This window comes from Sideroxyarcus sp. TK5 (assembly GCF_054601595.1).
Genome location: NZ_BAAHSJ010000017.1, coordinates 1 through 15354 on the forward strand (window position 1 = coordinate 1; position 15354 = coordinate 15354).

The 15354-nt window shown below is 59.4% G+C and carries 13 protein-coding genes and 1 tRNA gene; all 14 read left to right on the plus strand.

All coding sequences use genetic code 11. The annotated features are described in order from the left end of the window. Positions 1–109: EF-Tu C-terminal domain-related protein (locus ACYPYQ_RS13270; protein WP_459721186.1), on the plus strand; the 109-nt coding region annotated here is incomplete at its 5' end. 58 nt (positions 110–167) lie between these two features. Further along, positions 168–243, plus strand: a tRNA-Trp gene (locus tag ACYPYQ_RS13275). Positions 244–266: 23 nt separating this feature from the next. Further along, positions 267–614, plus strand: a complete 348-nt coding sequence (gene secE / locus ACYPYQ_RS13280) for a preprotein translocase subunit SecE (RefSeq protein WP_459724391.1) — start codon at positions 267–269, stop codon at positions 612–614. Next, the gene (nusG, locus tag ACYPYQ_RS13285) at positions 614–1147 is read left to right on the plus strand and encodes a transcription termination/antitermination protein NusG (RefSeq protein WP_459724392.1); all 534 of its coding nucleotides are present in this window, start codon (positions 614–616) and stop codon (positions 1145–1147) included. Before secE ends, nusG begins: the two co-directional genes overlap by 1 nt. A gap of 90 nt (positions 1148–1237) precedes the next feature. Next, a complete protein-coding gene (rplK, locus tag ACYPYQ_RS13290) occupies positions 1238–1672 on the plus strand; it encodes a 50S ribosomal protein L11 (protein ID WP_459724393.1) in 435 nt (144 codons plus the stop codon). A gap of 2 nt (positions 1673–1674) precedes the next feature. After that, the gene (gene rplA, locus ACYPYQ_RS13295) at positions 1675–2370 is read left to right on the plus strand and encodes a 50S ribosomal protein L1 (RefSeq protein WP_459724394.1); all 696 of its coding nucleotides are present in this window, start codon (positions 1675–1677) and stop codon (positions 2368–2370) included. Between the two features lie 240 nt (positions 2371–2610). Then, positions 2611–3108: a 50S ribosomal protein L10 gene (gene rplJ / locus ACYPYQ_RS13300; protein ID WP_459724395.1), complete on the plus strand. Its 498-nt coding sequence runs from the start codon at positions 2611–2613 to the stop codon at positions 3106–3108. 31 nt (positions 3109–3139) lie between these two features. Next, complete coding sequence (gene rplL / locus ACYPYQ_RS13305) at positions 3140–3520, plus strand: 50S ribosomal protein L7/L12 (protein WP_459724396.1); 381 nt, start codon at positions 3140–3142, stop codon at positions 3518–3520. A gap of 227 nt (positions 3521–3747) precedes the next feature. After that, the gene (gene rpoB, locus ACYPYQ_RS13310) at positions 3748–7818 is read left to right on the plus strand and encodes a DNA-directed RNA polymerase subunit beta (protein ID WP_459724397.1); all 4071 of its coding nucleotides are present in this window, start codon (positions 3748–3750) and stop codon (positions 7816–7818) included. 33 nt (positions 7819–7851) lie between these two features. Then, on the plus strand, positions 7852–12069 hold the full coding sequence (rpoC, locus tag ACYPYQ_RS13315) for a DNA-directed RNA polymerase subunit beta' (RefSeq protein WP_459724398.1): 4218 nt from the start codon (positions 7852–7854) through the stop codon (positions 12067–12069). Positions 12070–12224: 155 nt separating this feature from the next. Next, entirely contained in the window at positions 12225–12602 is a 378-nt protein-coding gene (gene rpsL, locus ACYPYQ_RS13320; protein ID WP_459724399.1) for a 30S ribosomal protein S12, read from the plus strand. Between the two features lie 26 nt (positions 12603–12628). Continuing rightward, the gene (gene rpsG / locus ACYPYQ_RS13325) at positions 12629–13099 is read left to right on the plus strand and encodes a 30S ribosomal protein S7 (RefSeq protein ID WP_459724400.1); all 471 of its coding nucleotides are present in this window, start codon (positions 12629–12631) and stop codon (positions 13097–13099) included. Positions 13100–13126: 27 nt separating this feature from the next. Beyond that, positions 13127–15223, plus strand: a complete 2097-nt coding sequence (gene fusA, locus ACYPYQ_RS13330; protein WP_459724401.1) for an elongation factor G — start codon at positions 13127–13129, stop codon at positions 15221–15223. A 26-nt stretch (positions 15224–15249) separates the two neighbouring features. Next, the coding region (locus tag ACYPYQ_RS13335; RefSeq protein ID WP_459724403.1) for a GTP-binding protein at positions 15250–15354 on the plus strand (105 nt) is incomplete at its 3' end.

Sequence of the window (15354 nt, forward strand, 5' to 3'; positions counted from 1 at the left end):
CACGGTCAACCTGATCAACCCGATCGCGATGGAAGAAGGTCTGCGTTTTGCGATCCGCGAAGGTGGCCGTACCGTCGGCGCCGGCGTGGTCGCGAAGATCATCGAGTAATAGCTGCGATGCTGGCGGGGCGACGAGTCGCTCCGCCGTTGTCGTTTGTAGGTTTAATAGGCCAGTAGCTCAATTGGTAGAGTATCGGTCTCCAAAACCGAGGGTTGGGGGTTCGAGACCCTCCTGGCCTGCCAGTTAAAAAGTAGAACGGACGTAAATGGCTGACAAAATCAAGTTGCTGGTCGCCTTCCTGTTCATCGCAGCAGGGGTGGTCGGCTTTTACGCATTGGGTGACGCTGCGGCAGTGCTGCGTGTCGCCTCGGTGTTGTTCGGCGTATTGGCTGCGGCCGGTGTCTTCTGGACCTCATCGCAGGGCAAGCGTTTCTTCGGCTTCGCGGGTGACTCGGTCGCCGAAGCCAAGCGCGTGGTGTGGCCGACGCGCAAGGAGACTATGCAGACAACCGGCGTAGTGATCTTGTTCGCTGTCGTCATGGCACTGTTCCTGTGGGCGGTGGATGCGAGTCTGCTGATGATCGTCAACAAATTGATGGGTCGGGGGGATTGATGGCCAAGCGTTGGTATGTAGTGCACACCTATTCGCAATTCGAGAAGAGTGTGCAGCGTGCATTGCTGGAGCGCATCGAGCGCACGGGCATGCAGGATATGTTCGGCCAGGTGCTGGTCCCGGTGGAAGAGGTGGTTGAACTGAAGTCCGGCCAGAAGAGCATCAGCGAGCGCAAGTTCTTCCCGGGCTATCTGCTGGTCGAGATGGAGATGACCGACGACACATGGCATCTGGTGAAGAGTCTGCCCAAGGTGACCGGATTCCTTGGCGGCAGTGCCATGAAACCCTCTCCGATCTCGCAAAAAGAAGTCGACACCATCATGGAGCAGATGCAGGCAGGGGTGGAAAAGCCGCGTCCCAAGGTGCTGTTCGAGGTCGGCGAGTCGGTGCGTGTCAAGGAAGGTCCGTTCGCGGACTTCAATGGCATGGTGGAGGACGTCAATTACGACAAGAGCAAACTGCGTGTCGCAGTCACTATCTTTGGCCGGTCCACGCCGGTCGAACTGAATTTCGGGCAAGTCGAAAAAGCCTGAGGTTGAGCGCCGGAGCGTTCCGGCATTGCAAACGGGGAGCGTGTCGGAGCGGTTGCGGCATGCGCATAACCCACTTTTAGGAGCATCAAAATGGCAAAGAAGATTGTCGGCTATATCAAGCTGCAAGTCCCGGCCGGTAAGGCCAATCCCAGTCCCCCGATCGGCCCTGCACTGGGTCAGCGCGGCCTGAACATCATGGAATTCTGCAAGGCGTTCAACGCGCAGACACAGGGTGTCGAGCCAGGCCTGCCGATCCCGTGCGTGATCACCGCTTATGCGGACAAGAGTTTCACCTTCGTGATGAAGACACCTCCGGCGACCATCCTCATCAAGAAGGCAGCCGGTGTGCAAAAGGGCAGTAAGACACCGCATACCGACAAGGTTGGCAACCTGACCCGCAAGCAGGCTGAAGATATCGCCAAGACCAAGCAGCCTGACCTGACGGCGGCTGATCTGGACGCGGCCGTGCGCACCATCGCCGGTAGCGCGCGCAGCATGGGCATCACTGTGGAAGGGGTGAAATAATCATGGCTAATGTTTCCAAGCGTTACAAGGCGCTCGCCGCTCAAGTCGATCGCAACAAGCTGTACGCGATCGATGAGGCGCTGAAGCTGGTCAAAGAGACTGCCAAGGCCAAGTTCGATGAGTCCATCGATGTCGCGGTGAATCTCGGCATCGACGCCAAGAAATCCGATCAGTTGGTGCGTGGTTCCGTCGTGTTGCCCAAGGGTACTGGCAAGACCATGCGCGTGGCTGTGTTCGCACAAGGCGCGAAGGCTGAAGAAGCCAAGGCAGCCGGCGCAGACATCGTCGGCTTCGACGATCTGGCTGAAAGCATCAAGGGCGGCAAGATGGATTTCGACGTGGTGATCGCTTCTCCGGACGCGATGCGTATCGTCGGTCAGCTGGGCCAGATCCTCGGTCCGCGCGGTCTGATGCCGAACCCCAAGGTCGGTACCGTGACACCTGACGTCGCTGGCGCAGTGAAGAACGCCAAGGCAGGTCAAGTGCAATACCGTACCGACAAGAACGGTATCGTGCAGTGCACCATTGGTCGTGCATCCTTCGCGCCTGAAGCGCTGAAGGAGAACATGCTGGCCCTGATCGATGCATTGAACAAGGCCAAGCCCGCTTCTTCCAAGGGTGTCTACCTGAAGAAGGTCGCGATCTCCAGCACCATGGGTGTCGGTATCCGCGTCGAACAGGCTAGCCTGGTAGCTTAAGTGTTTTGAATTTGATGCCGGGGGCGACCCCGGTGTCATTTGTTCTTTGGACTGCTGGCGTGGCTGGCAGCATCAAAGACCGTAGGTGCCGAAGGCGCAGTCAGCCCCAGGCTTAATCGACGGAAGTCTCGTCAACCCACGTAGATGGTGTGCCCGCGAGCAGGAGTGCTTGTTTGATTCTCCTGACTTGAGGACGCGGTCGTTAACCCGGGTTTACCCGAAACAAGATGGAGAAAGACTTTGGCTCTTAATCTGCAAGAAAAGCAGGCAGTGGTCGCAGAAGTCAGCGCACAAGTGGCGCAGGCACAGACCATCGTCGTGGCTGAGTACCGCGGCATTCCAGTCTCCGAGATCACCACATTGCGTGCCAACGCACGCAAGAACGGGGTGTATTTCCACGTGTTGAAGAACACACTGGTGCGTCGCGCAGTACAGGGCACTCCCTTCGAAGGTCTGGCCGATACACTGGTTGGTCCTCTGGTTTACAGCATCAGCGCTGATGCCGTTGCCGCAGCGAAGGTTGTGCACGAATTCGCCAGGACGAACGACAAGCTGGTCATCAAGGGCGGCGCCTACAACGGCAAAGTCATGACGGCTGCAGAAGTCGCTGCACTGGCAAGCGTACCGAGCAAGGAAGTGCTGTTGGCGCAGTTGTTGGGCGTCATGAAGTCGCCGATCACGAGCATGGCTATCGTACTGAAGGCCCTGTCCGAGAAGAAGGCCGGCGCTGCTGCTTAATTAATCAATCACTCAAATTAGGAAGAACAAAATGGCATTTGATAAAGACGCATTTTTGGCAGCGCTGGACGGCATGTCCGTGCTGGAACTGAACGAGCTGGTGAAGGCTGTTGAAGAGAAGTTCGGCGTGTCCGCAGCTGCGATGGCTGCTCCTGCTGCCGGTGGCGGTGCTGCTGCCGGCGGTGCTGCTGCTGCCGAGCAGACCGAGTTCACCGTGACTCTGGCATCCGCTGGCGAGTCCAAGGTCAACGTGATCAAGGTGGTGCGCACCATCACAGGTCTGGGCCTGAAGGAAGCCAAGGATCTGGTCGACGGCGCTCCGAAGGTGCTGAAGGAAGGCATCAGCAAGGCGGACGCGGATGCGATCGCCAAACAGCTGATCGAAGCTGGCGCAACTGCTGAAGTCAAGTAAGCATTGCGTTGTGTGAAAGGCTGACGGTTCTGCCGTCAGCCTTTTGCCGCTTCTGAAAACGGAACAGAAAGGTATGGCTTGGAGCCAGCGGCTAGGGAGTGTATCCGCTCTTTACCCCCTGTCTTCAAGTGTCCCAGGGAATGCCGGGGATATTTGAATATTGCATCAGGCTTGCGCCAGCGGGCGCGAGTTCGCAAACCTAGTTGTCCAACTGTCGTGGAGATTATATGAGCTACTCTTTCACCGAAAAAAAACGCATACGTAAGAGTTTTGCAAAACGCAAAGGCGCTTTGCCGGTGCCCTTCCTCCTTTCCACCCAGTTGGAGTCGTATAGTGCCTTCCTGCAGGCATGGGCTGCTCCCGAAGCGCGCAAGAACGAAGGCCTGCAGGCTGCATTCAACTCCATCTTCCCGATCGAGAGCCACAACAAGTTTGCGCGTCTGGACTTTGTCAGCTACCAGTTGGGCATGCCGCCGTTCGATGTGCGCGAGTGCCAGCAGCGCGGTCTGACCTATGCTTCCCCCTTGCGCGCACGCGTGCGTCTGACCATCCTGGACAAGGAAGCTTCCAAGCCTACCGTGAAGGAAGTGAAGGAGCAGGAGGTCTACATGGGCGAGATCCCGCTGATGACCAACACGGGTTCGTTCGTGATCAACGGTACCGAGCGCGTGATCGTATCGCAGCTGCACCGTTCGCCCGGCGTGTTCTTCGAGCATGACCGCGGCAAGACCCATTCTTCCGGCAAATTGCTGTTCTCCGCGCGCGTGATCCCCTATCGCGGTTCCTGGCTGGACTTCGAGTTCGATGCCAAGGACTTCGTCTACTTCCGTATCGACCGTCGCCGCAAGATGCCGGTGACCATCCTGCTGAAGTCGCTGGGCTATACGCCTGAGCAGATCCTCGCGACGTTCTTCCAGTTCGACACCTTCCATTTCGGCAAGAAGGGCATCCAGTTCGAAGTGGTGCCGGAGCGTCTGCGTGGCGAGATCGCGCGATTCGACATCGAAGGCAAGGGTGGCAAGTTGATCGTTGCGCAGGACAAGCGCATCACCGTGCGCCATATCCGCGAGATGCAGGAAGCGGGCATCGACAAGCTGTTCGTCGGCACAGATTTCCTGATCGGCCGCGTGCTGGCACATAACGTGGTGGATACCGACAGCGGCGAGATCATCGCCAATGCCAACGACGAGATCACCGAGAACCTGCTGGAGACATTGAGCCAGGCAGGTGTGAGCAAGATCCAGACGCTGTACACCAACGAACTGGATCAGGGGGCCTACATCTCGCAGACACTGCGTACAGACGAGACTACCGACCAGTGGACTGCGCGTGTCGCGATCTATCGCATGATGCGTCCCGGCGAGCCGCCCACCGAAGACGCGGTCGAAGGACTGTTCAACGGCCTGTTCTTCAGCGAAGAGCGTTACGACCTGTCCGTCGTCGGACGCATGAAATTCAACCGTCGTGTCGGTCGCGAAGAATTGACCGGTGCTGCCACCCTGTCCAACGAGGATATCGTGGACGTGGTCAAGATCCTGGTCGAACTGCGTAACGGGCGCGGCGAGATCGACGACATCGATCACCTGGGTAACCGCCGCGTGCGAGCCGTGGGCGAGCTGGCCGAGAACCAGTTCCGTGTCGGTCTGGCACGTGTCGAGCGTGCAGTGAAGGAGCGTCTGGGCCAGGCGGAAGCCGACAACCTGATGCCGCACGACCTGATCAACGCCAAGCCGATCTCGGCGGCGGTGAAGGAGTTCTTCGGTTCCTCGCAACTGTCGCAGTTCATGGATCAGACCAACCCGCTGGCGGAAGTGACGCACAAGCGTCGCATCTCCGCACTGGGCCCCGGTGGTCTGACGCGCGAGCGCGCAGGTTTCGAAGTGCGCGACGTGCATCCGACCCACTATGGTCGCGTGTGTCCGATCGAGACACCGGAAGGTCCGAACATCGGCCTGATCAACTCGCTGGCGCTGTATGCACGCACCAACGAATACGGCTTCATCGAGACGCCGTACCGCAAGGTGGCCAAGGGCCGTGCATTGGACGATGTGGATTACCTGTCCGCGATCGAAGAAGGCAAGTTCACCATCGCTCAGGCGAATGCCGAGCTGGACAAGAAGGGCCACTTCACCAACGACATCGTCTCTGCCCGTCAACACAACGAGTTCGTGCTGGCTGAGCCTGAGAATATCGAGTACATGGACGTGGCACCTGCGCAGGTGGTGTCCGTGGCGGCTTCGCTGATCCCGTTCCTTGAACACGACGACGCGAACCGCGCCTTGATGGGTGCCAACATGCAACGCCAGGCCGTCCCCGTACTGCGTGCCGAGAAGGCGCTGGTCGGTACCGGCATCGAAAGAACCGTGGCGGTCGACTCCGGCACGGCGGTACAGGCATGGCGCGGTGGCCGTGTGGACTACGTGGACTCCGGCCGTATCGTGGTACGCGTCAACGACGACGAGACCACAGCAGGCGAAGTCGGTGTGGACATCTACAACCTGACCAAGTACACCCGTTCCAACCAGAACACCAACATCAACCAGCGTCCGCTGGTGCGCGTGGGCGATGTGATCGCACGCGGCGACGTGGTGGCGGACGGTGCCTCGACCGACATGGGTGAACTGGCGCTCGGCCAGAACATGATGATCGCGTTCATGCCGTGGAACGGCTACAACTACGAGGACTCGATCATGATCTCCGAGCGCGTGGTGGCGGAAGACCGCTTCACCTCAGTGCATATCGAAGAGCTGACCGTGATGGCGCGCGACACCAAGCTGGGGACCGAAGAGATCACCCGCGACATCCCCAATCTGTCCGAAGCACAACTGGGCCGACTTGACGAGTCCGGTATCGTGCACATCGGCGCAGAAGTGAACGTGGGCGACGTGCTGGTGGGAAAGGTCACGCCGAAGGGCGAGACCCAGCTGACGCCGGAAGAGAAGCTGTTGCGCGCGATCTTCGGCGAGAAGGCTTCCGACGTGAAGGACACTTCCCTGCGCGTGAAGGCCGGCATGTCCGGCACCGTGATCGACGTGCAGGTGTTCACACGTGAAGGCCTGCAGCGTGACAAGCGTGCGCAGCAGATCATCGACGACCAGTTGGCACGCTACAAGAAGGACTTGGCCGACCAGATGCGCATCGTGGAAGCCGACGTGTTCGCCCGTCTGGAAAAGCTGCTGCACAACAAGGTCGCCAACGGCGGTCCGAAGAAGCTGGCCAAGGGCAGCAAGCTGAACAAGGAATACCTGAGCAGTGTCGAGCACCATCACTGGTTCGACATCCGCGTCGCGGACGAAGCCGTCGCGTCGCAGATGGAACAGATGAAGGAAGGTCTGGCGCAGAAGCGCGTCGAATTCGACGCCGCGTTCGAGTTGAAGAAGAAGAAGCTGACGCAGGGCGACGAGTTGCAAGCCGGCGTGCAGAAGATGGTCAAGGTGTATGTGGCGGTGAAGCGCCGCCTGCAGCCTGGCGACAAGATGGCCGGTCGTCACGGAAACAAGGGTGTGGTGTCGCGCATCGTGCCGGTGGAAGACATGCCGCACATGGCAGACGGTACACCGGTCGACATCGTGCTCAACCCGCTGGGCGTGCCGTCGCGTATGAACATCGGTCAGGTGCTGGAAGTGCATCTGGGCTGGGCCGCCAAGGGGCTGGGCAAGAAGATCGCCGGCATGCTGGAACAGCAAGCCAAGGTCGCCGAGCTGCGCAAGTTCCTGGGCAAGATCTACAAGGGCGAGCAGGCCGACGAAGTCGCGGCATTGAGCGACGACGAAGTGGTCGAACTGTGCCGCAACCTGCGTGCCGGTGTGCCGTTCGCGACGCCGGTGTTCGACGGTGCCAGCGAAGAGGAGATCAAGGAACTGCTGGAACTGGCAGACCTGCCGCCGTCCGGCCAGATCCAGTTGTACGACGGACGCACCGGCGACGCCTTCGACCGCAAGGTCACCGTGGGCTACATGCATGTGCTGAAGCTGCACCACCTTGTCGACGACAAGATGCACGCGCGTTCCACTGGTCCGTACTCGCTCGTTACGCAGCAGCCCTTGGGCGGTAAGGCGCAGTTCGGTGGCCAGCGCTTCGGTGAGATGGAAGTCTGGGCACTGGAAGCGTACGGTGCCTCGTACATCCTGCAAGAGATGCTGACCGTGAAGTCGGATGACGTGAACGGCCGTACCAAGGTCTACGAGAACATCGTCAAGGGCGATCACAAGATCGATGCGGGCATGCCCGAGTCGTTCAACGTGCTGACCAAGGAGATCCGCTCCCTCGGTATCGATATCGATCTGGAACGTCACTAAGACCGCTGCGAAAAGAAAACAAGGAGCTACCACATGAAATCAATTTTGGACCTGTTCAAGCAAGTCACGCAAAAGGAAGAGTTCGACGCGATCAAGATCGGTCTGGCCTCTCCCGAGAAGATCCGCTCCTGGTCGTACGGAGAAGTGAAGAAGCCGGAAACCATCAACTACCGTACCTTCAAGCCGGAGCGCGATGGTCTGTTCTGCGCCAAGATCTTCGGCCCGGTGAAGGACTACGAGTGCCTGTGCGGAAAGTACAAGCGCCTCAAGCATCGCGGCGTGATCTGCGAGAAGTGCGGCGTGGAAGTCACATTGTCCAAGGTGCGCCGCGAGCGCATGGGCCACATCGAGCTGGCTTCGCCGGTCGCGCACATCTGGTTCCTGAAGTCCCTGCCGTCCCGTCTGGGCATGGTGCTGGACATGACGCTGCGCGACATCGAGCGCGTGCTGTATTTCGAAGCCTTCGTGGTGACCGAGCCAGGCATGACACCGCTGAACCGCGGCCAGCTTCTGACCGAGGACGACTATATCGCCAAGGTCGAAGAATACGGGGACGAGTTCCAGGCGGTGATGGGGGCGGAAGGTGTCCGTGCCCTGTTGCGTGCACTGGATGTTCCTGCTGAAGTTGAGAAGATCCGTGCCGAGCTGGAAGCGACCGGTTCCGAGACCAAGATCAAGAAATACGCCAAGCGCCTGAAGGTGCTGGAGGCGTTCCTGCAGTCCGGTATCAAGCCGGAATGGATGGTGATGGAAGTGCTGCCTGTGTTGCCGCCGGAGCTGCGTCCGCTGGTGCCTTTGGACGGCGGCCGCTTCGCGACCTCCGACCTGAACGACCTGTATCGCCGCGTCATCAACCGTAACAACCGTCTGCGCCGCCTGCTCGAACTGAAGGCACCGGACATCATCGTGCGCAACGAGAAGCGCATGCTGCAAGAGTCCGTCGATTCGCTGCTGGACAACGGCCGCCGCGGCAAGGCGATGACCGGTGCCAACAAGCGTCCGCTGAAGTCGCTGGCCGACATGATCAAGGGCAAGGGCGGTCGTTTCCGCCAGAACCTGCTGGGCAAGCGCGTGGACTACTCCGGACGTTCCGTGATCGTGGTGGGCCCGCAGCTCAAGCTGCACCAGTGCGGTCTGCCCAAGAAGATGGCGCTGGAACTGTTCAAGCCGTTCATCTTCGAGCGTCTGGAGAAGATGGGTCTGGCCACCACCATCAAGGCCGGCAAGCGCATGGTCGAGGCCGAAGAGCCTATCGTGTGGGACATCCTGGAAGAAGTCATCCGCGAGCATCCGGTGATGCTGAACCGCGCACCGACGCTGCACCGTCTGGGTATCCAGGCGTTCGAGCCCATCCTGATCGAGGGTAAGGCGATCCAGCTGCATCCTTTGGTCTGTACCGCATTCAACGCGGACTTCGACGGTGACCAGATGGCCGTGCACGTGCCGCTGTCGCTGGAAGCGCAGATGGAAGCGCGCACATTGATGCTGGCCTCCAACAACGTGCTGTCGCCCGCCAACGGCGAGCCCATCATCGTTCCGTCGCAGGATATCGTGCTGGGTCTGTACTACATGACGCGTGAGAAGGTCGGCGCGCTGGGTGAAGGCGCGATACTTTCCGATGTCTCCGAAGTGCTGCGTGCCTATCGTTCCGGAAACATCGACCTGCAGGCCAAGGTGCAAGTACGCATCAAGGAAGTGGTGACCAACGAGGCGGGTGCGAAAGAGGACAAGTACACACGTTACGAAACCACAGTCGGCCGCGCTATCCTGTCCGAGTTGCTGCCGGCCAACCTGCCGTTCAGCTATGTCAACAAGGCGCTGAAGAAGAAAGAGATATCTCGCCTGATCAACGCCAGTTTCCGCCGTTGCGGTCTGCGCGACACGGTGATCATGGCCGACCAGCTGATGTATACCGGTTTCGCCTACGCGACCCGCGCCGGTATCTCCATCTGCGTGGACGACATGCTCGTGCCGCAGCAGAAGAACGCGCTGATCAGCGCCGCCGAGAAGGAAGTGCACGAGATCCATACCCAGTACACCTCCGGTCTGGTGACACAGGGCGAGCGTTACAACAAAGTGGTGGATATCTGGGGCCGCACCGGTGACCAGGTCGCCAAGGCGATGATGGACCAGCTGGGTGTCGAACCTGTGCTGGACCGTGCCACCGGCGAAGCGATCACCGACAAGAAGGGCAATGTGGTGACGCAGGAGTCGTTCAACTCCATCTACATGATGGCCGATTCCGGTGCCCGTGGTTCCGCCGCGCAGATCCGTCAGTTGTCGGGTATGCGCGGTCTGATGGCGAAGCCGGACGGCTCCATCATCGAGACGCCGATCACCGCGAACTTCCGCGAAGGCCTGAACATGCTGCAGTACTTCATCTCGACGCACGGTGCCCGCAAGGGTCTGGCCGACACCGCGTTGAAGACCGCGAACTCCGGTTACCTGACGCGTCGTCTGGTGGACGTGACACAGGACCTGGTGGTGATCGAGGAGGATTGCGGTACCGAGAACGGCCGTTCCATGAAGGCGCTGGTCGAGGGCGGTGAAGTGATCGAGGCCTTGCGCGAGCGCATCCTCGGTCGCGTGGTGGCCGCCGATGTGGTCAATCCGGAGAACGGTGCGACGCTGTTCGAGACAGGCACCTTGCTGGACGAGGACATGGTCGAGCAGATCGAGATCCTGGGCATCGACGAGGTGCGCGTGCGCACACCGCTGACCTGTGACACACGCTATGGTCTGTGCGCGAAGTGCTACGGCCGTGATCTGGGTCGTGGCGGTTTGATCAACGTGGGCGAGGCGGTCGGTGTGATCGCGGCGCAGTCCATCGGCGAGCCGGGCACCCAGCTGACCATGCGTACCTTCCACATCGGTGGCGCGGCATCACGTACCGTGGTGGCCAGCCAAGTCGAGAGCAAGGCCAGCGGTATCATCAAATACAGTCCGAACATGCGTACCGTGACCACTGCCAACGGTGGTCTGGTGGTGGTGGCGCGCTCGGGCGAAGTGATGGTGACCGACGAGCATGGACGCGAGCGCGAGCGCCACAAGGTGCCATACGGTGCCAATCTGGCTGCACGCGAAGGCGAGACCCTGAAAGCCGGCGTCGTGCTGGCAAGCTGGGATCCGCACACCCGTCCGGTGATCACCGAGTACGCCGGTCAGGTGCGCTTCGAGAACGTGGAAGAAGGCTCTACCGTCGCCAAGCAGATCGACGAAGTAACCGGCTTGTCGACGCTGGTTGTTATCGATCCCAAGCGTTCGACTTCGACCAAGGGCGGTCGCCCTCTGGTGCGTTTGCTGGACGATAACGGTAACGAGATCAAGATCGCCGGTACCGATACCCCGATCTCGGTCGCGTTCCAGATCGGCTCCATCATCACGGTGGAAGACGGACAGCATGTGGGTGTGGGCGATGTGCTGGCGCGTATCCCGCAAGAGTCTTCCAAGACGCGCGACATCACTGGCGGTCTGCCACGCGTGGCCGAGCTGTTCGAGGCGCGTTCGCCGAAGGATGCGGGCATGCTGGCCGAAGTCACCGGTACCGCATCGTTCGGCAAGGAAACCAAGGGCAAGCAGCGACTGGTCATCACCGATACGGACGGTGTGGCCCACGAGTTCCTGATTCCGAAGGAGAAGCATGTGCTGGTGCACGACGGTCAGGTGGTGAACCAGGGCGAAATGATCGTGGACGGCCCGGCCGATCCGCACGATATCCTGCGTTTGCTGGGTATCGAGGCGCTGGCGCGTTACATCACCGACGAAGTGCAGGACGTGTACCGTCTGCAGGGCGTGAAGATCAACGACAAGCACATCGAGGTGATCGTGCGTCAGATGCTGCGCCGCGTGCAGATCGTCGATGCTGGCGATACCAACTTCATCCTCAACGAGCAAGTAGAGCGCGCAGAGCTGCTGAACGAGAACGAGCGTGTGACAGCGCTGGGCAAGCAGCCGGCCAGCTACAGCTACATGCTGCTGGGTATCACCAAGGCCTCGTTGTCGACAGACTCCTTCATCTCGGCGGCTTCGTTCCAGGAAACCACGCGCGTGCTGACCGAGGCGGCCATCATGGGCAAGAAGGACGAACTGCGAGGCTTGAAGGAGAATGTGATCGTGGGTCGCTTGATCCCGGCAGGTACGGGTCTGGCCTATCACAACACCCGCCGCAAGCAGCGTCTCGGTCTGGATATCGCAGAAGGTGCGGGTCTGGAAGCACTGGAAAGCAGCACCGAAGCTCAGGAAGGGGTGTAGTTTCCTTGACAGGCGGGTGTTCCATCAATAGAATGCGCGGTCTTTTTGGTCCGCGCGAATCTGTTGTGTGGGGCATGTGCCCTGTCCTGCGGCTCAGTATTATTAGGTAAGTGTCGATTTAATAACCAAAAGTATTCAGGAAGCGAAGATAAACAATGCCAACCATCAACCAGTTAGTGCGCAAGCCCCGGACAACGGAAATCGTCAAGAGCAAGGTGCCTGCGCTTGCCGGCAGCCCGCAAAAGCGCGGCGTTTGCACACGCGTATACACAACGACTCCGAAAAAACCGAACTCCGCCTTGCGTAAGGTGGCAAAGGTTCGCCTGGTCAACGGCTTCGAAGTCATCTCCTACATCGGCGGTGAAGGTCACAACCTGCAAGAGCACAGTGTCGTCCTGCTGCGCGGCGGTCGTGTGAAGGACTTGCCGGGTGTGCGTTACCACATGGTGCGCGGCAGCCTGGATACGGCAGGTGTGAAGGATCGCAAGCAGTCCCGTTCCAAGTACGGCGCCAAGCGCCCGAAGAAGGCTTAATTAAACAAGTTATCTGAGGTATCGAAATGCCAAGACGTAGAGAAGTCCCCAAACGCGAAATCCTGCCGGATCCAAAGTTCGGTAATCAGGATCTGTCCAAGTTCGTTAACGTGCTGATGACTGCCGGCAAGAAGTCGGTGGCTGAGCGCATCCTGTACGGCGCACTGGAGCAGGTCGGCAAGAAGAGCGGCAAGGATCCGATCGAGGTGTTCAATATGGCGCTGAACAATGCCAAGCCTCAGGTGGAAGTGAAGAGCCGTCGCGTGGGTGGTGCGAACTACCAGGTTCCGGTCGAGGTGCGTCCTTCCCGTCGTGTCGCACTGGCGATGCGCTGGTTGAAGGATTTTGCGCGCAAGCGCGGCGAGAAGTCCATGGATCTGCGTCTGGCTGGTGAGTTGATCGATGCTTCCGAAGGTCGTGGAGGCGCAGTCAAGAAGCGCGAAGAAGTGCATCGTATGGCGGATGCCAACAAGGCATTCTCGCATTTCCGTTTCTAATCAAACGAATATAGTCAGGTAATCATCGTGGCACGTAAAACACCTATTAGCCGTTATCGCAACATCGGCATCAGCGCACACATCGATGCGGGCAAAACTACAACCACCGAGCGCATCCTGTTCTATACGGGCGTGAGTCACAAGATCGGTGAGGTGCACGACGGTGCGGCCACGATGGACTGGATGGAGCAGGAGCAGGAGCGGGGTATCACCATCACTTCCGCAGCCACGACCTGCTTCTGGAAGGGTATGGAGAACCAGTTCCCCGAGCATCGTTTCAATATCATCGACACGCCGGGGCACGTTGACTTCACCATCGAGGTGGAGCGCTCCATGCGTGTGCTGGATGGTGCGTGCATGGTCTACTGTGCGGTGGGTGGTGTGCAGCCGCAGTCCGAGACTGTCTGGCGTCAGGCCAACAAATACAAAGTCCCGCGTCTGGCCTTCGTCAACAAGATGGACCGTTCCGGTGCCAACTTCTTCAAAGTGGTCGAGCAGATGGGTACGCGTTTGAGGGCGAGCCCTGTGCCGATCGTGGTTCCGATCGGTGCCGAAGAGAAATTCGAAGGCGTGGTGGACCTCATCAAGATGCGCGCGATCTACTGGGATGAGGCGTCGCAGGGTATGAAGTTCGACTATCGCGACATTCCCGCCGATCTGGTGGATGTTGCTGCCGAATGGCGCAGCAAGATGGTTGAGTCCGCTGCCGAGGCCTCCGAAGAGTTGATGAACAACTATCTGGAGAATGGCGATCTGACGGAGGATGAGATCGTGCTGGGTCTGCGTACGCGCACCCTTGCCTGCGAGATCCAGCCTATGCTGTGCGGCTCCGCCTTCAAGAACAAGGGTGTGCAGCGCATGCTGGATGCGGTGATCCAGTTGCTCCCTTCTCCGGTGGATATCCCTGATGTGACTGGCGAGTCGGAAGCAGGTGAGCCGCTGTCCCGCAAGGCTGACGATGCGGAGAGCTTCTCCGCACTGGCGTTCAAGTTGATGACCGACCCGTTCGTCGGACAGCTGACCTTCGTGCGTGTGTATTCGGGCGTGCTGAAGAAGGGTGACACTGTCTACAACTCCGTGCGCGGCAAGAAGGAGCGTATCGGCCGTATCGTGCAGATGCACGCGAACAACCGTGAGGAGGTGGATGAGATCCTAGCGGGCGACATCGCTGCCTGTATCGGCCTGAAGGAAGTGACGACCGGTGAGTCCCTGTGCGATGTCAACAAGCCGATCATCCTTGAGCGCATGGTGTTCCCGGAACCGGTGATTCACGTCGCCGTCGAGCCGAAGACCAAGGCCGACCAGGAGAAGATGGGTATTGCGCTGGGACGTCTGGCTGCTGAAGACCCATCCTTCCGCGTGCGTACCGATGAAGAGTCCGGTCAGACGATCATGTCCGGTATGGGTGAGTTGCACCTTGAGATCCTGGTCGACCGCATGAAGCGCGAGTTCGGCGTCGAGGCGAACGTGGGTGCGCCCCAGGTGGCTTATCGTGAGGCGATCAAGAAATCGGTTGAAGTCGAAGGCAAGTACGCCAAGCAGACCGGTGGTCGTGGTCAGTACGGTCACGTGTGGATCAAGATGGAGCCGAACGAGATCGGCAAGGGTTTCGAGTTCGTTGATGCGATCAAGGGCGGTACCGTTCCGCGTGAGTTTATCCCCGCGGTGGAGAAGGGGCTGCGCGAGACGCTGCCGAACGGTGTCCTCGCAGGTTATCCGATCGAAGATGTGAAAGTCACCTTGTTCGACGGTTCCTACCATGACGTCGACTCCAACGAGAACGCCTTCAAGATGGCGGCTTCTATGGCCTTCAAGGACGGTATGCGCAAGGCTAATCCGGTGCTGCTGGAGCCGATGATGTCGGTCGAGGTGGAAACGCCGGAAGACTATACGGGTACGGTGATGGGTGATCTGTCCTCCCGTCGCGGCATGGTGCAGGGCATGGATGACATGGCTGGCGGCGGCAAGGCGGTCAAGGCGGAAGTGCCTCTGGCAGAGATGTTCGGTTATTCCACTGCGCTGCGTTCCGCGACTCAGGGGCGAGCGACATACACGATGGAATTCAAGCATTATGCCGAAGCGCCCAAGAACGTCGCTGAAGCAGTGATGAACAGCAAAAAATAATCAAAGACTAGTCGGAGAAAATTATCATGGCAAAGAGCAAATTTGAACGTACCAAACCGCACGTGAACGTCGGCACGATCGGCCACGTTGACCACGGCAAGACCACACTGACAGCGGCGATCACGACGGTT